Annotated in this window: 15 protein-coding genes; 11 read left to right on the top strand and 4 right to left on the bottom strand. The window is 70.7% G+C overall.

Annotated elements, in window-relative coordinates; all coding sequences use genetic code 11:
• Nucleotides 1–84 precede the first annotated feature (84 nt).
• The gene (locus tag AB0I53_RS37630; protein ID WP_358613764.1) at nt 85–999 is read right to left on the bottom strand and encodes a PAC2 family protein; all 915 of its coding nucleotides are present in this window, start codon (nt 997–999) and stop codon (nt 85–87) included.
• Nucleotides 1000–1252: 253 nt separating this feature from the next.
• Here AB0I53_RS37630 and AB0I53_RS37625 point away from each other — a divergent pair, with 253 nt between their 5' ends.
• The 7 genes from AB0I53_RS37625 to AB0I53_RS37595 all read left to right on the top strand — a co-directional run bounded on the left by AB0I53_RS37625 (nt 1253) and on the right by AB0I53_RS37595 (nt 11917).
• Complete coding sequence (locus AB0I53_RS37625; protein WP_358613762.1) at nt 1253–3622, top strand: lysylphosphatidylglycerol synthase domain-containing protein; 2370 nt, start codon at nt 1253–1255, stop codon at nt 3620–3622.
• Nucleotides 3623–3954: 332 nt separating this feature from the next.
• A complete protein-coding gene (gene metH / locus AB0I53_RS37620; RefSeq protein WP_358613760.1) occupies nt 3955–7497 on the top strand; it encodes a methionine synthase in 3543 nt (1180 codons plus the stop codon).
• A 186-nt stretch (nt 7498–7683) separates the two neighbouring features.
• Nucleotides 7684–8388: an HAD family phosphatase gene (locus AB0I53_RS37615; RefSeq protein ID WP_358613758.1), complete on the top strand. Its 705-nt coding sequence runs from the start codon at nt 7684–7686 to the stop codon at nt 8386–8388.
• On the top strand, nt 8388–9356 hold the full coding sequence (locus AB0I53_RS37610) for a homoserine dehydrogenase (protein ID WP_358613756.1): 969 nt from the start codon (nt 8388–8390) through the stop codon (nt 9354–9356). Before AB0I53_RS37615 ends, AB0I53_RS37610 begins: the two co-directional genes overlap by 1 nt.
• A 90-nt stretch (nt 9357–9446) precedes the next feature.
• Complete coding sequence (locus tag AB0I53_RS37605) at nt 9447–9710, top strand: phosphoribosyl-ATP diphosphatase (RefSeq protein ID WP_358613754.1); 264 nt, start codon at nt 9447–9449, stop codon at nt 9708–9710.
• A 35-nt stretch (nt 9711–9745) separates the two neighbouring features.
• Nucleotides 9746–10594 carry an ATP phosphoribosyltransferase gene (hisG, locus tag AB0I53_RS37600; protein WP_358613752.1) on the top strand — a complete coding sequence of 283 codons (849 nt, stop codon included), beginning with the start codon at nt 9746–9748 and terminating at the stop codon, nt 10592–10594.
• A 477-nt stretch (nt 10595–11071) separates the two neighbouring features.
• On the top strand, nt 11072–11917 hold the full coding sequence (locus AB0I53_RS37595; protein WP_358613750.1) for a VOC family protein: 846 nt from the start codon (nt 11072–11074) through the stop codon (nt 11915–11917).
• A gap of 42 nt (nt 11918–11959) precedes the next feature.
• Here AB0I53_RS37595 and AB0I53_RS37590 read toward each other — a convergent pair whose 3' ends face one another.
• Nucleotides 11960–12847: a RecB family exonuclease gene (locus AB0I53_RS37590; protein WP_358613748.1), complete on the bottom strand. Its 888-nt coding sequence runs from the start codon at nt 12845–12847 to the stop codon at nt 11960–11962.
• Between the two features lie 88 nt (nt 12848–12935).
• Between AB0I53_RS37590 and AB0I53_RS37585 the strand changes: the two genes are divergently transcribed.
• Together AB0I53_RS37585 and AB0I53_RS37580 are read left to right on the top strand one after the other, a co-directional pair.
• Complete coding sequence (locus AB0I53_RS37585) at nt 12936–14075, top strand: site-2 protease family protein (RefSeq protein ID WP_358613746.1); 1140 nt, start codon at nt 12936–12938, stop codon at nt 14073–14075.
• Nucleotides 14076–14134: 59 nt separating this feature from the next.
• Nucleotides 14135–14968, top strand: coding sequence for a tRNA (adenine-N1)-methyltransferase (locus AB0I53_RS37580; protein WP_358613744.1), 834 nt, complete (start codon nt 14135–14137; stop codon nt 14966–14968).
• Nucleotides 14969–15021: 53 nt separating this feature from the next.
• Here the strand turns inward: AB0I53_RS37580 and AB0I53_RS37575 are convergent, their stop codons facing one another.
• Entirely contained in the window at nt 15022–15774 is a 753-nt protein-coding gene (locus AB0I53_RS37575; protein ID WP_358613742.1) for a hypothetical protein, read from the bottom strand.
• A 37-nt stretch (nt 15775–15811) separates the two neighbouring features.
• Nucleotides 15812–16462, bottom strand: a complete 651-nt coding sequence (locus AB0I53_RS37570; protein ID WP_358613741.1) for a hypothetical protein — start codon at nt 16460–16462, stop codon at nt 15812–15814.
• 504 nt (nt 16463–16966) lie between these two features.
• Between AB0I53_RS37570 and arc the strand changes: the two genes are divergently transcribed.
• Complete coding sequence (gene arc, locus AB0I53_RS37565) at nt 16967–18757, top strand: proteasome ATPase (RefSeq protein ID WP_358613739.1); 1791 nt, start codon at nt 16967–16969, stop codon at nt 18755–18757.
• Between the two features lie 80 nt (nt 18758–18837).
• Nucleotides 18838–19788: an aldo/keto reductase gene (locus AB0I53_RS37560; RefSeq protein WP_358613737.1), complete on the top strand. Its 951-nt coding sequence runs from the start codon at nt 18838–18840 to the stop codon at nt 19786–19788.
• Nucleotides 19789–19838: the final 50 nt, after the last annotated feature.

Below are 19838 nucleotides of genomic sequence, written 5' to 3'. Positions count from 1 at the left end.
TCTGGGGCACAACAAAAAATGGACTAGACCATTGCGCGCGTCAAGGTCCAGTCCATTTGTCGCCAACGGCCGCGAAGGCGCCGGTCAGCCGGGGCCGGGGCCCAGCGGGCCCTTGCCACCGGGGCCGCCCGGGCCGCGGCGGCGCAGGTAGCGCTCGAACTCCGCCGCGATCGCGTCCCCGCTGGCCTCGGTCAGCTTGACCTCGGCGTCCCCGCGCTCCTCCAGCGCGCGGACGTAGTTGCGGACGTCCTCGTCCTCCTCCGCCATCTCGCTGACGGTCTGCTCCCACTCCTCGGCCTGCTCGGGCAGGTTGCCCAGCGGCACCTCGACGTCGAGCGCGTCCTCGACCCGGTGCAGCAGCGCCAGCGTGGCCTTCGGCGACGGCGGCTGCGACACGTAGTGCGGCACCGCCGCCCAGAACGAGATCGCCGGGATCCCGGCCTGCACGCAGGCGTCCTGGAACACCCCGACGATCCCGGTCGGGCCTTCGTAGCGGGAGCGCTCCAGCCCGTAGCGGGCCGCCGATTCGGTGTCGTAAGCCGCCCCGCTCACCGGCACCGGCCGGGTGTGCGGCGCGTCCGCGAGCAGCGCCCCGAGGGTGACCACGGTGCGAGCCCCGATCCGCTCGATCTGCTCGACGAGTTCGGCGCAGAACGCCCGCCAGCGCATGTTCGGCTCGATGCCGTGCACCAGCACCACGTCGTGATCGCAGCCGGGCGGGCGGCAGACCGTCAGCCGCGTGGTCGGCCAGGAGACCTGGCGGGTTATGCCGTCCACCAGCTTGACCGTGGGGCGGGTGACCTGGAAGTCGTAGTACGGGTCCGGGTCCACCTCGCTCAGCGGCTCCGCGTCCCAGATGAGCTGCAGGTGCTCGATCGCGGAACTGGCGGCGTCGCCTGCATCGTTCCAGCCCTCGAAGGCGCTGACGACGATCGGGTCGGTCAGCTTGGGCAGTTCGGCGCGCTGTTGTCCGGTGATGTGTGCGTCGCGATCGGTCACGGCGCCAGCCTACGACGCCACGCCGACGCGAGCGCCCGACGTCCCTGTCGAACATCATCCGCCGCTCGCGAACACCGCGACATCTGGTTTGTGCAAGCGGCGGCAGCCGCTCGCGGTGCAGGATTCAACCCGCACCGCCGCGCAAGCCATTCTGGACCGATCTTCGTCCCCGGTTTGACGTGAGGTTTCCCGGGCCAGACCCTTTACCCAAGTCACCGTGGGTGTCAGCGGCCGAGGGAATCCAATCCAACCAGTGGACAGCACCGCATCGTCATCGAGCGAGGGGACCGGGATATCCCCGAAGTCCCGGCTGCGGTTGTCGATCGGCCGCCGCCCGAAGGACCTCGCTCAGCTGGCCCTCGTCGGCGGGCTGCTCACGCTGAGCGTGCTGCTGGTCCTGGTGCCCGCCAATCCCGTCGAGCTCGCGATCTACCAGCAGCTCGAACGGATCCCGGCGATCACCGATCCACTGTGGGTGGTGCTGATCTGGGTCGGCGGCTGGGCCGGGATCGCCGGTGCCACCGCGGTGGCGATGTACTGCGGCTGGATCCGGGTGGCGCTGCTGTTCGCGGCGTCGGGCGCGGCGACCTGGGGCCTGGCCGTGCTCATGCACCACGTGCTGGGCGTGCGCCCGGTGCCCGTGCCGTTCCCCGGGCCGCCGGGCGGTTTCCCGTTCCCGGCGGGCGAAGTGGCCATCGTGACGGTGCTGGCGGTGGTCGCCACGCCCTACCTGGGCCGAGCCGCGCGGTACCTCGGGTGGGCGCTGGCCGTGCTGGTCGGGGTGGCGGTGGTGCACCTCGGCGGGCACCTGCCGCTGGACGCCGTCGGCGGCGCGCTGCTGGGCTGGGGCGTCGGCATGCTCTGCCACGTCGTCTGGGGCGCGCCGGGACGGAAGGTCTCCGGTCAGGTGATCCTGAGCGAGCTGGAGCTGGCCGGGCTGGAACCGACCTGGATCGTCGCGCTGCGGCACCGGCTGCTGGTGCCGCGGGAGTTCGCGGTGGGCACCACGGACGGGTGGACGCTGCGGGTGAAGGTGGTGCGGCGGATGAGCCGCCGCGCCGGGCCCTGGTACAAGATCAAGCGCCTGCTCACGCTGCTCGACGTCGAGGACGAGCCGAGCCTGTCGACGCCGCACCACGAGGTGGAGCACGAGGCCTACGTGACCCTGCTCGCCGAGCGAGCCGGGGTGCGCACCCCGCAGGTCGTGCTGGCCTGCGACGTCAAGCACGCGCCCGCGCTGCTGGTGGTCCGCCACGTGGCCGGGCGCCGGCTGTCGGAGCTGCGCGCCGACGAGATCGACGACGAGCTGCTGGCGGCGATCTGGGCGCAGTTCGCGGCCCTGGCCCGGGCCCGCATCGCCCACCACGACCTGCGCGCGAAGAACATCCTGGTGGACGACGAGAACCGGCCCTGGCTGCTCAGCTTCACGTTCAGCCACGCGGGAGCCGGCGCGGCGCGCTGCGCCCAGGACCTGGCCGAGGCGCTGGTGTCGCTGGCCGCGGTGGTCGGCACCGAGCGCGCGGTGCGAAGCGCGATCGGGGCGTTGCCGGCCGAGCAGCTCGCGGCGGCGCTGCGGAACCTGGTGCCGCTGGCGCTGCCGCGGCGCATCAGTAGCCAGGCGGAGCGTGGCCGCTTCCTGCTGGCCGAGCTGCGCGAAACCCTGGCGGACGGGCTGGGCCTGCCGATCCCGGGCTTCCGCTCGCCGGTCCGCCCGATCACCGTGATCGGCCTGCTGCTCATCGCCGCTGCGGTGTACCTGCTGCTCCCGGAGCTGTCCAGCATGGGCGCGGTGCTCACGGCGGTGCAGCACGCCAACTGGGGCTGGCTGGCGGTGGCGGTGGTGACCGGCTTCGTGGCGATCCTGCTGTCGTCGATTTCCGTGCAGGGCTCCAGCCGGATCCCGCTGCCGTTCTGGCGAACGTTCCTGGTGCAGATGGCGGCCGCGTTCACCGGGCGCACCACGCCCGGCGGCGCCGGGTTCTTCGGCATCAACGTGGTCTACATGGAGCGCCTCGGGCTGCGGCGGCCGCTGGCGGTGGGGGCGACGCTGCTGAACCAGGCGGGCACCGGGGCGGTGGCGTTCGTCGTGGCCGTGATCGGCGTGTTCGCGATCGGCCTGTCCGGCACGTTCACCAACCTGTCGATCCCGACCGGCTGGCCGGTGCTGGCCGGCGCCGCCGCGGTCGTGGTGGTCGCGGCGGCCGTGATCGCCTCGCCGTTCGGCCGCCGCCGGATCGTCGCGCCGTCGCTGGAGGTCGGTCGGGAGCTGCTGGAGACGCTGCGCCACCCGGTCCGCGCGCTCCAGCTCTTCGGCGGCGCGCTGGGCTACCTCGTGGTGTCCGGGCTGGGCCTGGCCGCGTCGCTGGCCGCGCTCCACCCGGACTTCTCCTGGACGGCCGTGACGGTCGTGTTCATCATCGGCAACACCCTCGGCCACCTGGTGCCCTCGCCCGGCGGGCTGGGCGCGGTCGAGGCGGTGCTGATCGCGGGCCTCGGCGCCATGGGCGTGCCGGCCACCGCGGCGATCACCGGCGTGCTGATCTCCCGCCTGCTGACCTACTGGCTGCCGGTCCTCCCCGGCATCGCGGTGTTCCGCTACCTGCAGCACCGCGGCCTGATCTGAGTTTTCCAGGGGTCGTTTTGCGTGGCGGTGCGGGTGGCGGCCCCCTGCGGGATTTACCGTCGCCTTCTCGCTGTGGGATCCCCGACATCATGAATGCCAATTCACCACGTCGGGGCTGTCCTCGCTGGGAGAACCCCGGAGGGGTGGGCACCGTGAACCCGCGGCGGTGCCGGTTGCGAGGGTGGGCTAAGCGGCTGCGCCGCTTCAAAGACAACGACCCGCCCTGCTGCACCCCCACACCACCACCGAAACGCGCGCGAACCCGTGCGATCGTGAGAACCCTGTACCACACTGTGGGAATCCAGTTGGGCGCCGCTCGTACGCTGGTCGGTATGCCGCATTCTCCCTGGTCACCGCTGCTGGAGGCGCTGGAGCGCCGGGTTCTCGTCGCCGACGGCGCGATGGGCACCATGCTGCAGGAGGTGCCGCTGGGCCTCGACGACTTCGCGGGCCTGGAGGGCTGCAACGAGATCCTCAACGCCACCCGCCCGGACGTGGTGCGGGACGTGCACCGCGGCTACCTGGCGGCAGGCGCGGACGCGATCGAGACGAACACCTTCGGCGCGAACCTGGCCAACCTCGGCGAGTACGGCATCGCCGAGCGCATCCGCGAACTGGCCGAGCGCGGCGCGCGGCTGGCCCGGGAATGCGCCGACGAGTTCGGCACCGCCGAGCAGCCGCGGTTCGTGCTGGGCGCGATGGGGCCGGGCACCAAGCTGCCGACGCTGGGGCACGTGACCTTCGAGGCGCTGCGCCACGCCTACGAGGAGCAGACCCTTGGCATGCTCGATGGCGGGATCGACGCGGTGCTGGTGGAGACCTCGCAGGACCTGCTGCAGACCAAGGCGTCGGTGCTGGCCGCCAAGCGCGGCATGGCGCGGGCCGGGCGGCGGGTGCCGATCATCGCGCAGGTGACCGTGGAGACCACCGGCACGATGCTGCTCGGTACCGAGATCACCGCCGCGCTGACCGCGCTTGAGCCGCTGGGCATCGACCTGATCGGGATGAACTGCGCGACCGGCCCGGCGGAGATGAGCGAGCACCTGCGGCAGTTGGCCAAGCATTCGCGGGTGCCGCTGTCGGTGATGCCCAACGCCGGGCTGCCCCAGCTGGGCCCCAACGGCGCGGTCTACCCGCTGACCCCGGAGGAGCTGGCCGAGGCGCTCGCCGAGTTCGTCACGCACTACGGAGCCCGGCTGGTCGGCGGCTGTTGCGGCACGACCGGCGAGCATATCCGCCAGGTCGTCGAGGCGGTGCGCGACCTGGCGCCGCCGTCGCGCGAGCCGCGGCCGGAGCCGGGCGTCAGCTCGCTGTACCAGGCCGTGCCATTCGCGCAGGACGCGTCGGTGCTGGTGATCGGCGAGCGCACGAATGCCAACGGTTCCAAGGCTTTTCGCGAGGCGATGCTGGCAGGCGACTACACCGGCTGCGTCGAGATCGCCAAGGCGCAGACCCGCGACGGGGCGCACCTGATCGACCTCTGCGTGGACTACGTGGGCCGCGACGGGGCCGCCGACATGGCCGAGCTGGCCGCGCGGCTGGCCACCGCCTCGACGCTGCCGGTGATGCTGGACTCGACCGAGCCGCCGGTGCTGCGCGCCGGGCTGGAACGCCTCGGCGGCCGGTGCGTGGTCAACTCCGTCAACTACGAGGACGGCGACGGCCCGGACTCCCGCTACCGCCGCGTCATGGAGCTGGTCCGCGAGCACGGCGCCGCGGTCGTGGTGATGTGCATCGACGAGGACGGCCAGGCCCGAACCAGGGACTGGAAGCTGCGGGTCGCGGGCAGGATGATCGACGACCTGACCTCGAACTGGGGAATGGCGGAGTCGGACATCATCATCGACACCCTGACGTTCCCGATCTCCACCGGCCAGGAGGAGGTGCGCCGGGACGGCGCCGAGACCATCGAGGCGATCCGCGATCTCAAGCGCACGCACCCGGAAGTCCGCACCACGCTTGGTATCTCGAACGTCTCCTTCGGACTGAACGCTGCGGCGCGGCAGGTGCTGAACTCGGTGTTCCTCAACGAGTGCCGGGATGCCGGGCTGGACACCGCGATCGTGCACGCCTCGAAGATCCTGCCGATGAACAAGATCCCGGACGAGCAGCGGCAGGTCGCGCTCGACCTGGTCTACGACCGACGCCGCGAGGGCTACGACCCGTTGCAGAGGTTGATGGAGCTCTTCGAGGGCCAGACGGCGAAGTCCAGCCGCGCAACGCGGGCCGAGGAACTCGCGGCGCTGCCGCTGTTCGAGCGCTTGGAGCGGCGGATCGTCGACGGCGAGCGCAACGGGCTGGAAGCCGACCTGGACGCGGCGATGGCCGAGAAGCCGCCGCTGGAGATCATCAACGAGAACCTGCTGGCCGGCATGAAGGTCGTCGGCGAGCTGTTCGGTTCCGGGCAGATGCAGCTGCCGTTCGTGCTGCAGTCCGCCGAGGTGATGAAGGCCGCCGTCGCCTACCTGGAGCCCCACCTGGAGCGGGACTCCGCCGGCGGCAAGGGCACTCTCGTGCTGGCCACGGTCAAGGGCGACGTGCACGACATCGGCAAGAACCTCGTCGACATCATCGTGTCCAACAACGGCTACAACGTGGTCAACCTCGGCATCAAGCAGCCGATCGGCACGATCCTGGACAGCGCGCAGCAGCACCGCGCGGACGCCATCGGCATGTCCGGGCTGCTGGTGAAGTCCACGGTGATCATGAAGGAGAACCTGGCCGAGCTCAACGCCAGGGGAGTGGCCGAGAAGTACCCGGTGCTGCTCGGCGGCGCGGCGCTGACCCGGTCCTATGTGGAGAGTGACCTCGACGAGCTCTACCGCGGCGAGGTGCGCTACGCCCGGGACGCCTTCGAGGGGCTGCGGCTGATGGATTCCATCATGGCCCGCAAGCGCGGCGGCGTGGTCGTCCCGGACCAGGTAGAGGAGGCGAAGAAGGCCGAGCGCAAGGCCCGCCGGGAGCGGTCGCTGCGGATCGCCGAGAAGCGCAAGGCGGCGGCGGAACCCGCGCCGATGAGCCGCTCGGACGTGGCCGCCGACGTTCCGGTGCCCACGCCGCCGTTCTGGGGCGGCCGCGAGGTGCGCGGCGTGCCGGTCGGCGAATACTCCGCCTACCTGGACGAGCGGGCCACGTTCTTCGGCCAGTGGGGATTGCGCGGCGCGAAGGGCGGCCCGTCCTACGAGGAACTCGTCGAGTCCGAGGGTCGGCCGCGGCTGCGGTACTGGATGGATCAGCTCGCCACCGAGGGGATCCTGCAGCACGCGGCGGTGGTCTACGGCTACTTCCCGTGCGTGTCCGAGGGCGACGACCTGGTCGTGCTGGACCAGGACGCGGCGGACGCGCCGGAGCGCTGCCGCTTCACGTTCCCCCGCCAGGCTCGCGACCGGCACCTGTGCCTCGCGGACTTCTTCCGCTCGCGGGAGCGCGCCGAGGCGTCCGGGCAGGTGGATGTGCTGCCGCTGCAGCTGGTCACGATGGGCCAGCCGATCGCGGACTACGCCAACGAGCTGTTCGCCCGCAACGCCTACCGCGACTACCTGGAGATCCACGGCCTCGGCGTGCAGCTCACCGAGGCGCTCGCGGAGTACTGGCACCGCCGCGTCCGCCAGGAGCTGCTGTTCGCCTCCGGCGTTCCGGTGGCGGCCGAAGATCCGTCCACTGTGGAGGAGTTCTTCCGGCTCGGCTACCGCGGCGCCCGCTTCTCCCTCGGCTACGGCGCCTGCCCGAATCTGGAGGACCGCGCCAAGATCGTCGGGCTGCTGCGGCCGGAACGCATCGGCGTGACGCTGTCCGAGGAGTTCCAGCTGCACCCGGAGCAGTCCACCGACGCGATCGTCGCCCACCACCCGGAGGCCAAGTACTTCAACACCTGACCCGGCGGTTTCGCCACTCGCTGTTCTGGCGGCTCGCCGGCGTTGGGCCGGCCGACGATTGCTCCGATCGTGGCCGGTGGGGCGGGACGACGAGGGATTGAACACTTTCGCTGGGGGAGGCCGGACGTCGGGTGCTGTACTTGTGGAGGCCTGGTCCATACCTCATCCCGGAACGGAGATCCCTGCGTGACCCGCGACGCCGGTCAGAACTCGCCCGCCGCAGTGCTGTTCGACATGGACGGCACGCTCGTCGACTCCGAGAAGCTGTGGACCATCGCGCTGGACGACTACGCAAGGCATCGCGGGGGCGCGCTCACCGACGCGACCAGGGAGGCGATGGTCGGCTCCAACATGACGCGCAGCATGCGGATGTTGCTGGTCGACGTCGGGATCGCGGGCGTTCCGGAAGAAGTCAGCACTGCGGAGGTCGACGCGGCGGCGAAGTGGGTCGCGGCCCGCATGGAGGAGCTGTTCGAGCTGGGCCTGCCGTGGCGGCCGGGCGCGCGGGAGGCGCTGCGCGAGGCCCGCGAGCTGGGCATCCCCACTGCGTTGGTGACCTCCACGATTCGCTCCCTGACCGAGCTGGCGCTGGAAACTCTCGGCCGGGACTCGTTCGACGTGACGGTCTGCGGCGACGAGGTGGACGGCAAGAACAAGCCCGAGCCCGAGCCGTACCTGAAGGCCGCGCGGCTGCTCGGCGTCGACCCGGCGTGGTGCGTCGCGATCGAGGACTCGCCGACCGGGGTGGCCGCGGCCGAGGCCGCCGGCTGCCTGGTGATCGCCATCCCCTGCGAGGTGCCGCTGCAGCCCGGCCCGCACCGGGTCCTGCGCGACTCGCTGGCGGACGTGGACTTCGCCGCCCTCGGTGAGCTGTTCGCCCGGGCGGCGTGATGATCGACGTGCCGATCGTCCTGGCCGGGTACGGGCCGGTGGGGCGGGAGTACGTCGAGCTGATCCGGCGGCACCGCGCGCGCTGGCGCGACGAGTACGGCGTCGACCTGCACGTCGTCGCCGTCCGCGGCCGGGATTCGCAGGTCCGGGTGGACGGCGTCGTGCCGTCCCGCGGGCAGTGGGCTCCCGCCGGCGAGATCGGCGAACTGCTCACCGGCGCCCGGGTGCTGGCGCAGGCCGTGCCGTCGGACGGCAGCGATCAGCCCGCGCTGGACGCGCTGCAGGCGTTGCAGCAGGGCGCGCACGTCGTGACCGCGACGAAGTCGCACCTGCTCACGCATTGGCGGAAGCTCGACGAGGCCGCGCGCCGGGCCGGTCGGTCGGTGCGGATCTCCGGGGCGACCGGCGCCGCGATGCCCGCCGGCGACCTGGCCCGGTCGGTGCTGCGCGGCTTCGACGTCCGCGCAGTGGAGGGCTGCCCGAACGGCACCGCGACCTTCGTCCTCGACCGGATCGCCGCAGGTCACGGCCTGGCCGGCGCGGTCGTCGATGCCCAGCGGCACGGCATCGCCGAGGCCGATCCCACCGCAGACCTCTCCGGCAAGGACGCCGCGACCAAGCTGCGGCTGATCACCGGCCTGCTGTGGGGCTGGGACCCGGCGGACGTCGCGGTCGCGGCGGAGCCGATCCGCGAACCGCTGCCGCCGGTGCCGGGCGGCCATCGGCTCCGGCAGGTCGCCGGCGCGCAGCGCGACGAGCCGGGCCTGGTGCGCGTCGAACTGCGCGCCGAACCCGCGGCGAGCACGTTCGGTGCGCTGCTGGGGCCGGAGAAGGCGATGAGCTACGACTGCGGTGAGGCCGGGACGGTCGCCGTCTCCGGCGGCCGGTCGAGCCCGCGGGGCGCCGCGCTGGCCATGATCAAAGACACGCTCGGCGCGGCGCTGGAGGCGACCACCGGGTTCCACTGAGGTGTCCGACGGGTGACGCGCCGTGATTAAGCCCGCAAACGAGCGGTCCGCCTTCGATGTCGGCGGCCCGGGATGCAAGGATCGTGGACCGTGAAGACCTTCGACGAGTTGTTCGCCGAACTGCAGGATCGAGCCCGGACCCGCCCGGAGGGCTCGGCGACGGTGGCCGCGCTCGACGCCGGGGCGCACGCCCAGGGCAAGAAGGTCATCGAAGAGGCAGGCGAGGTGTGGATCGCCGCCGAGTACGAATCGGACGAACAGCTCGCGGAGGAGATCTCGCAGCTGCTGTACCGGCTGCAGGTCATCATGCTGGGGCGCGGACTGTCCCTTGAGGACGTCTACCGCTACCTGTGAACCCAACCCAGGAATAACCGAGGAGATCGAGTCCCATGTTGCGTGTGGCTGTGCCCAACAAGGGCACGCTGGCCGGTCCGGCATCCGAGATGCTCGCGGAAGCCGGGTACCGGCAGCGCCATGAGCAGCGGGACCTCACCGTCCTGGACACCGCCAACGACGTCGAGTTCTTCTTCCTGCGCCCCAAGGACATCGCGATCTACGTCGGATCCGGCGAGCTCGACCTGGGGCTCACCGGCCGCGACCTGGCCCGCGATTCCGGCGCCCAGGTCGAGGAGCGGCTCGCGCTCGGCTTCGGCGGCTCCACGTTCCGCTACGCCGCTCCGGCTGGCCAGCGCGACTGGACCGTCGCGGACCTGCAGGACAAGCGGATCGCCACGTCCTACCCGAAGCTGGTCACCGACGACCTGGCGCAGCACGGCGTGACGGCCGACGTCATCCGGCTCGACGGCGCGGTGGAGATCTCCATCCAGCTCGGCGTCGCCGACGCCATCGCCGACGTGGTCGGCTCCGGCCGCACGCTGCGCCAGCACGGCCTGGTCGCCTTCGGCGAACCGATCTGCAACTCCGAGGCGGTGGTGATCGAGCGCCGCGGCTCGGACGAGGAGCAGGCCAAGAACCAGCTCGTCGCCCGCCTGCAGGGCGTGGTGTTCGCCCAGCAGTACGTGATGCTGGACTACAACTGCCCGCGCGACCTGCTCGACGACGCCACCAAGGTGACGCCGGGCCTGGAGTCGCCGACCATGTCGCCGCTGGCCGACGACCGCTGGGTGGCGGTGCGAGCGATGGTCTCCCGCAAGGACGCCCCGGCGATCATGGACCGCCTCGCCGCAGTCGGCGCCAAGGCGATCCTGTCCTCGGACATCAGGGCCTGCCGCCTCTAGAACCTGTTTCCAGGCTCTTTTTGCGTGGCGGTGCGGGTGGCGGCCCCCTGCGGGAGTTACGGCCGCCGTCTGGACTGTGGGATCCCCGACTTACGTATGTCCAATACGCGGCATCGGGGCTGTCCTCGCCAAGAACCCCGGCGGGGTGGGCACTGTCTGAGAACCCGCGGCGGTGCCGGTTGCGAGGGTGGACTAAGCGGCTGCGCCGCTTCAAAAGCACCCGTGCCGCGCCACAGCCTTGTCAACGCGCTGCTCTGTTCAGGCGAACGCCACGTCCACTCGGTCCGCGCCGCGCGAGGCTGGAACGGGTGGACGTGGCGTTTTCGTCCGTGCTCCGGTGAACGTCGCATCCTTTGCGGGTTTGTCCGATAGGTCTGGTTGCTCCACCGGATTGTGATCTGAGTGCCCCAAGTCGGCCGTGCCGGTTGCGGATAATGGAGCCGAGACGATCTTGGACGAGCCGCTGGGGGTGAGGAAATGGCCGTCGTGGTACCGGGAACTACCCCGCCGCGGTGGGAGCTCTACGAGGGGATGCCCTGCTGGATAGAGCTGATCACCACGGATCTCGAGCGTGCCCAGGAGTTCTACGCCGGGCTGTTCGACTGGACGTACGAAACCCATCGCGATCCGGTCTCCGGCGAACACGTGATCGCCATGCGCGAGGGATTTCCGGTGGCGAGCCTGCGCGCCGCCTCCGGTGACCAGTCGAGCTGGCGGCTCTACCTGGCCACCGCGGACTGCGAGGCCTTCGCCGAGCGGGCCGTGGCGCTGGGCGCGACGGTGACCGTGCCGCGCAACCAGGTGCCCGGGCTGGGCGCCAAGACGGTGCTGGTCGGGCCGGCCGGCGCCGAGTTCGGGCTGCTGGAGCCCGAGGAGTCCTGGCAGTTCGACGTCGGGCTGCCGGGCACGCTGATGTGGGCCGAGCTGGTCACCATCAAGGCGCAGACCGCGGACAACTTCTTCCAGGAGCTGTTCGGCTACAACGCCGAGCAGTTCGGCACCGAGCACCGCTCGGACTACTCGGTCTGGTACCTCGGCGACGAATCGGTGTGCGCCCGGGTCAGCATGATCCGCGACTTCATCACGGAGTCCACCAAGCCGCACTGGCTGCTCTACCTCGGCGTCGACGCGGAGGTCGGCACCGACGAGCTGGTGCGCCGCTCGATCGCCCTCGGCGGCCGTGTCCGGGTGGACCCGTACGACTCCAGCATCGGCCGCGTCGCGGTCCTCCGGGATCCCACCGGCGGCCGCTTCGCGATCATCGACCCGACCCAGGCCGGCGACTTCGGCACCGCCGCCAACTACGACCCCTACGAGGACTGAGCGGAGGGGCAGCCGTGCGTCGCGCGGGTGCCCCTCGCCTGGTCAGTCGGTTCGGTCGAGGACGGATTCCGGGCCCGGGTCGGGTTCCGGCCAGCCCGGGTAGGGCGGCGGGGTGCCGCCGAAGGCCGGGCACAGCGGCTTGTGGTCGCAGTAGTCGCACAGCCGGCTGGGGTTCGGCCGGAAGTCACCGGTCTTGCCCGCTCGCAGGATCGCCTGCCAGATCGCCTCCAGGGTGCGCTCGAAGCGGCGCAGCTCCGTCTCGTCCGGCGTGTAGGCCAGCCGCTGCTTGCTGGCCAGGTACATCAGCAACAGCTGGCGGGGGATCTCGCCGCGGGTGCGCCACAGCACCAGGGCGTAGAACTTCATCTGGAACATCGCCTTGGCCTCGCCGATCTCCCGCGGCGCGGCACCGGTCTTGTAGTCGACCAGCCGGATCTCGCCGGTCGGGGCCACGTCGACGCGGTCGATGAACCCGCGCAGCAGCACCCCGGAATCGAGCTCGGTCTCCACCCGCAGCTCGCAGGCCTCCGGCTCCAGCCGGCGCGGGTCCTCCAGCTCGAAGTAGGCGTCCAGCAGCGCGTTCGCCGACTCCAGCCAGCCCGCCAGCTCGGGATCGTCGGGCCCGTCGAACAGCTCGCCGAGCTCCGGCTGCTGCGCGAGCAGCTCGTCCCAGGCCGGCTGCAGCAGCGCCCGCGCCTGCGCCGGATCGCGATCGGCCGTCGGCAGCCCGAACAGCCGCTCCAGCACCGAGTGCACCACCGTGCCGCGCACCTGCGCCTTGCTCGGCGTCTCCGGCAGCCGGTCCACGGCGCGGAACCGGTAGAGCAGCGGGCACTGCTTGAAGTCGCTCGCGCGGGACGGGGACAGCGCCGGCCGCCTGGGCCTGCCGTCCTGGAGTGTCCCGCCTGTCGCCTGCGCAGGTTCCGCCATGGCCCGAAACCCTAATCGAGCCGACCGACACGCGATCACCCCCGGCAGGATCACGACCGCCTCACGGGTGGGGCACTACCCTGCGTGCATGCCGTCGACCGCGTCCCCGCCCGCCCGGCCCAAGTTGAACGACGGCGGCCTGCTGCTGTGCCGCGTCGCCGGAGTGCCGGTGCTGCTGTCGCCGTCGTGGTGGCTCGGGGCGGCGCTGATCGTGCTGCTCTACACGCCGCTGGTGGGCCGGATCCTGCCGGGCGCGGGCATCTGGGAGAGCGCGCTGCTGGCGGCGGTGTTCACCGTGCTGCTGGCGGTTTCGGTGCTGCTGCACGAGCTCGGGCACTGCATCGTCGCGTTGCGTCTGGGGCTGCCGGTGCGGCGGGTGCGCCTGTTCCTGCTCGGCGGCCTGTCGGAGATCTCCCGGACGCCGCCGAAACCCACTCAGGAGGGCCTGATCGCGGCCGCCGGGCCCGCGGTGTCGATGGTGCTGGCGCTGGCCACCGGCATCGGCTGGTTCGCGCTGGTGCCCGGCGGCGCGATCTGGCTGCTGGTCGCGCAGACCTGCGTGGCGAACCTGGCGGTGGCGGTGTTCAACCTGCTGCCGGGCCTGCCGCTGGACGGCGGCCGGATGCTGCGGGCGCTGACCTGGCGGCTCACCGGCAAGCGCGCCGCAGGCACCACGGCGGGCGTGATCGGCGCGGGAGCGGTGGCGGCGGTGCTGATCGGCTGGGCGCTGATCGGCCTGCTCAACAACGCCCAGGACCAGTGGCTGCGGCTGGGCGTGTGCGTGCTGATGGCGTGGTTCGTGGTGGCCGGTGCGAGCGCGGAGCACGCGGCCGAACAGCGCAAGCGCTGGCCCGCAGGCCTGGCGCTGGGAGACCTGGTGCGCCCGGTCCTGCAACTCCCGGCCGAGAGCCCGGTGGGCGATGCGCTGATGGCGGCGGCGGGGCGAGGCGTGGTGCTGGTGCGAGCCGACGGCATCGCGGTCGGGCTGCTCGACCAGACCGCGGCGGAACGCCTGGCCACGCACGCGCCGAACGAACCGGCCGAGCGAGCGGCGGAACCGGTCGACCCGGACACGATCCTGCTCGACAGCGAGACCCCGGACTCGATCCTGGAGCGAGTGCAGTCGGTGCTGGCCTGGCAGTTCCTCGTGGTCGACAGCGAAGGCAGGCCCAGCGGCGTCCTGCGCCGCGAAGACCTCCGCAACGCGCTGCGCTCCCGTCGCGGGTGAGTCGGAAGCCTTCTGCGACGATGGTGCGCTGTACCAGCGTTTCAGAAGGTAGGCAGCAGTTGAGCAGCACCGTCAGCGGTGAGTTCCAGCCCGGCGACCGGGTTCAGTTGACCGACCCGAAGGGCCGGAAGTACACGGTCGTCCTGGAGCAGGGAGGGGAGTACCACACGCACCGCGGTGCCCTGGCGCACGACGACCTGATCGGCAAGCCGGAGGGCTCGGTCGTGACCTCGGCGGGCGGCACCTCGTTCCTGGCGCTGCGGCCGCTGCTGGCCGACTACGTGCTGTCCATGCCGCGCGGTGCCCAGGTCATCTACCCGAAGGACGCGGCGCAGATCCTGATGTGGGGCGACATCCGCCCGGGCGCGCGGGTGCTGGAGGCCGGTGCCGGATCGGGCGCGCTGAGCTGCTCCCTGCTGCGCGCGGTCGGCCCCGAGGGCAGCGTGACGTCGTTCGAGGTGCGCGAGGACCACGCGGAGCACGCTGAGCGCAACGTGCGGCGCTTCTTCGGTGAGAAGCCGGACAACTGGACGCTGCAGCTGGGCGACGTCCAGGAGTACGACGGCGACCCGGTCGACCGGGTGGTGCTCGACATGCTCGCGCCGTGGGACGTCCTGGACAAGATCCACGAGAAGCTGCTCCCAGGCGGCGTCCTGGTCGTTTACGTGGCCACGACGACCCAGCTGTCCCGGATCACGGAAGCGATCCGGGAGCAGCAGAACTGGACGGAACCCCAGTCCTGGGAAACGCTGCTGCGCCCGTGGCACGTGGTGGGCATGGCGGTCCGCCCAGACCACCGGATGGTGGCGCACACGGCGTTCCTGCTGACGACCCGCCGCCTGGCGGACGGAGTAACCCCTCCCCGAGTCCAACGCCGCCCCAGCAAGGGCTGAACGCGAAAAGGCCCGCCCCGATCGGGGCGGGCCTTTTCGCGTTCAGGCTTCGATCAGCAGAACTTCCAGGAGCCGTCTTCGACGACCATCTTCATCTCTTCGTCGATCTGCTGGTCGGGGATCATGTCGGCCACGTTCTGGCCCATGATCTCGACGTCAGCGGTGATGCTCATCGTGCCGGTGACGTGGGCCGTGGCGGTGTTGTCGCCGTTGTCCTTGACCTCGCCCAGCTTCATCTCGACCTTCATGCCGTCGATCAGCTTCTGGATGTCGGCGTCGCTGACGCCGAATTCCTTGAGCTCGTCGAACTCGCCGCCCTTGCCTTCGAGGTTGTCCACCAACTGCTGGAAGTCCTCCTGCTCCTTCTTGCAGGACAGGGGCTGCAGGCCGGCGTAATCCTTGGCGTTGACCAGGTCGATGCCCTGCTGGGCGACCTTGCGGGGGTCGCCGGGGCCGCCGGTGAAGACGATCACCAGGGTGATCACCAGGCCGATCACGAGGAGGCCGCCGACGCCACCCAGGATCCACGGCAGCGGGGACTTCTTCTTCGGCGCGTCGAAGCCCGGCTGGCCGAAGCCGCCGCCCTGCGGCGGGTACGGGGGCTGCTGGCCGAAGCCCTGCTGCGGCAGCGGCCCGCTCTGCGGGTACGCGCCGCCCTGCTGGGGCTGGCCGCCGCTGGGCGGGTAGGCGCCGCCCGGCTGGCCGCCGAAGCCCTGCTGCGGCTGGCCACCGCTCGGCGGGTACTGGCCGCCGGGCTGCTGCCCCCAGCCGCCCTGCCCGGGCGGCTGCTGCGGTGGGTACGTCATGGGTCCTCCCCCGTTTTGAAATTCTCGTGCTGCGGGCTCACTGGTCGAGCTGGCAGACCTTCCAGGTCCCGTCCTCGACGACCAGGCCCATCGTCTGGTCCACCGGTGTGGACGATCCGTCGGCCTCGTAGGTTCCGGTCAACTTTGCGGTGGCCTGGTCGCCACGCTCGGTCACCTCGCCCAGCTTGACGCTGAACTTCCACTGGCTGAGCTGGTCCATCGCCTTGCTCAGCTCCGCCTTGTTGGACTCGCAGAACAGGCCGCTCACGCCGTTGAAGTCGCCGGCGTTGACCTTCTGGACGACCTCCTGCGCGACCGGCCGGGCCTCGCCGGGCCCGCTGTTCAGCCAGAAGAACACCCCGACACCGGCGCCTGCGAGGACGACCAGCGCCCCGACCAGGCCGAGGATCAGCGGAAGCTTCGACTTCTTCTGCTGCGGCGGCTCGATGTCGGCGAAGCCGTTGGGTTCCTGGATCCAGGAACCGGGGCCGAACTCGCTGCCCCACTGGGGGGCCATGGGCGCCTGCTGCGGCTGATCCGGTCCCTGCTGGCCCCATCCGGTGTGCTGGTTGCCGTACCAGGCGGGCTGCTGCTGCGGGGTTTCCGGCGGACCCTGCTGAGGGAATCCGTTGCCCGTGGGTTGCTGGCCCCACCCGCCCTGTCCAGGCTGCTGCGGCGGATAGGTCATGGCTCCTCCCGGGAGTGATGCGTTGCTGCTTGCGGCGGCCGTAAGTAGATCAGAGCCCGCGGCGCGGGATGCACGGAGTGGACTTTTCGGCACCCAATCGTCATGGGGAATTCGCCGGGCGGAAGTGGCTCCCGGCGCAGTTGTTCCAAATGATGGGAGAAGTGCCGGGTGTGCTCGCGGCCGGAGGACCGCAACGCCACCCGGTTGCCGGATCGGTTAACCCGGATGTCCGCCGAGCGCCCCGATCCGCGTGGCGCAACGGAAAACCGGTGCTCGCCGGGCCGCGTAGTCCGATCGGGAACGTATCGAACGGACCATGATCGCCAACGCAACGTGTCCGCCCGGCCCGGCCGAAACGCGACCCGCGGGCATCAACCTGGCCCACCTCATGGGTATTCGCGGATTTTTGTGGCACGCTGGGCGATCCGGCGGGCATCAACGACGCCGCCGTCGTCGGTGATCGCCGGTACCGTGGTGGTACGAGCACGGGAGGAGGGTGCCGACATGCAGCACGACCGTCCCGGCAGCCGGCCTGAGGAGGGCGGCGAGCAGTACAGCGGTGGCTCCGCAGAACTCCGCAGCCAGATTCGTCTCCTGGAAGACGAGGTTGCACTGCTGCGCCGCAGGCTCAACGAGTCTCCCCAACAGGCCCGGTTGCTGGAAAAGCGGCTGGCCGAGGCATCCGAGAGAGTGAGTCAGCTCACCGAACGGAACGCCAAGCTCACCGAGACCCTGAAGGAAGCGCGGGGCCAGCTGATGGCGCTGCGCGAAGAAGTCGACCGGCTCGCGCAGCCCCCCAGCGGTTACGGGGTCTTCCTGCGCGGCTACGAGGACAGCACGGTCGACGTGTTCACGTCTGGTCGCAAGATGCGGGTGGCGGTGTCGCCCAACGTCGAGACGGAGGAACTGAGACTGGGCCAGTCAGTGCGCCTCAACGAGGCCCTGACGGTGGTGGAGGCTGGTGCGTTCGAGCGAACCGGTGAGGTCTGCACCTTCCGGGAGCTCCTGTCCAGCGGCGCCGGGGAAAGCCCCCGCGCGCTGGTGCTGGGCCACACCGATGAGGAACGCGTCGTGTGGGTCACCGAACCGCTGGCCGCGTCCGGCCTGAAGGCCGGCGACTCGGTGCTGATCGACAGCAAGGCGGGCTACGCCTACGACGTGGTGCCGAAGGCCGAGGTCGAGGACCTCGTGCTGGAGGAGGTGCCGGACGTCGGGTACCAGGACATCGGTGGGCTGGCCGGCCAGATCGAGCAGATCCGGGACGCGGTGGAGCTGCCGTTCCTGCACTCCGACCTCTACATCGAGTACCAGCTGCGGCCGCCGAAGGGCGTGTTGCTGTACGGCCCGCCGGGCTGCGGCAAGACGCTGATCGCCAAGGCCGTCGCCAACTCGCTGGCGAAGCAGGTGGCCGCCGCGCGCGGCGACGACGATGGTCACGCGAAGTCCTTCTTCCTGAACATCAAGGGCCCCGAACTGCTCAACAAGTTCGTCGGCGAAACCGAGCGGCACATCCGGCTGATCTTCCAGCGGGCGCGGGAGAAGGCCTCCGAGGGCACCCCGGTGATCGTGTTCTTCGACGAGATGGACTCGATCTTCCGGACCCGCGGCAGCGGCGTCTCCTCCGACGTGGAAACGACCATCGTGCCGCAGCTGCTCAGCGAGATCGACGGTGTCGAAGGGCTGGAGAACGTCATCGTCATCGGCGCCTCCAACCGCGAGGACATGATCGACCCGGCGATCCTGCGGCCGGGGCGACTGGACGTGAAGATCAAGATCGAGCGTCCGGACGCGGAGTCGGCGAAGGACATCTTCTCCAAGTACCTGACCAAGGGACTGCCGATCCACGAGGAAGACCTCAAGGAGTTCGGCGGCGACAAGTCGGCGTGCGTGGAGGCGATGATCCAGACCACGGTCGAGCGGATGTACGCCGAGACCGAGGAGAACCGGTTCCTGGAGGTCACCTACGCCAACGGCGACAAGGAAGTCCTGTACTTCAAGGACTTCAACTCGGGCGCGATGATCCAGAACATCGTGGACCGGGCGAAGAAGGCGGCCATCAAGTCGGTGCTGGAGACCCGCCAGCCGGGCCTGCGCGTGCAGCACCTGCAGGACGCCATCGTCGACGAGTTCGCCGAGAACGAGGACCTGCCCAACACCACGAACCCGGATGACTGGGCCCGCATCTCCGGCAAGAAGGGCGAGCGGATCGTCTACATCCGCACCCTTGTCAGCGGGAAGAGCCAGGAATCCGGCCGAGCGATCGACACGGCCACCAACACCGGCCAGTACCTGTAAGGAGCAGTCGGGGCCGCCACCCATGCCGTGGGTGGCGGTCCCGAGCTGTGCGGCGGGCCGACAGCGGTTAGGTTCCAGGCATGTTCCCAGCGCAACAATCGGTACAGCGCCTAGGACTCGGCCTCGCCGCGCTCGGCAGGCCCGCCTACATCAACGTCGGTCGCGCCGACGTGCTGCCCGTGCAGCGCACCGCGCAGGCGATGCGGGAACGCACCCGGACGGTGCTCGACGCCGCGTACGCCAACGGGATCCGCTGGGTGGACACGGCCCGTTCCTACGGCAGCGCCGAGCAGTTCCTCGCGGACTGGCTGCGCGAACGCGGCCACCAGGACGTCGCGGTGTCCAGCAAGTGGGGTTACGCGTACGTCGCGCAGTGGCGCATCGAGACCGAGGTGCACGAGGTTAAGGAGCACTCGGTGGAACGCCTGCGCACCCAGTGGGCGGAGACCCGGACGCTGCTCGGCGACCGCATCGACCTCTACCAGGTGCATTCGCTCACCACCAGCAGCCCGCTGTTCGACGACCTGGCGCTGCAGTACGAGCTGGCCCGGATCCGGGACGCCGGGGTGCAGCTGGGCTTCTCCACCAGCGGCGCGGCGCAGGGCGAAACCATCGAGCGCGCCTGGGAGATCGAGGTGGGCGGGCGGCAGCTGTTCAGCGCCGTGCAGTCCACTTGGAACACCCTGGAGCCGTCCGCGGGCCGGTTCCTGGCCGAGGCGCACACGGGCGGCTGGCGGGTGCTGGTGAAGGAAACCCTGGCGAACGGGCGGCTCGCGGTGGATCCGCCGGCGGCGCTCGCCAAGGTGGCCGACCGGCACGGCGTGGGGACCGACGCCATCGCGCTCGCGCACGTGCTGCGCCAGCCGTGGGCCGACGTGGTGCTGGTCGGCGCGGCCAGCGTCGAGCAGCTGGAGTCGAACCTGGCGGCCTGCCGGGTGGAACTGACCGATCAGGACCTCGCCGCGCTCCGGCCGCTGGCCCGCGACGCCGCGACCTACTGGGGAGAGCGAGCGGAGCTCACCTGGCACTGAGCCTGCCGGGGCCGTGAGTCTTTTGGGTTGTCATAGCAGCCCAAAAGACT

Origin of the sequence: Saccharopolyspora sp. NPDC050389, assembly GCF_040655595.1 — a bacterium.
In the GTDB taxonomy this organism is placed as follows: domain Bacteria; phylum Actinomycetota; class Actinomycetes; order Mycobacteriales; family Pseudonocardiaceae; genus Saccharopolyspora.
The sequence above is the reverse complement of the archived record's forward strand: the minus strand, read 5'-3'. Positions and strand labels throughout refer to the sequence as shown.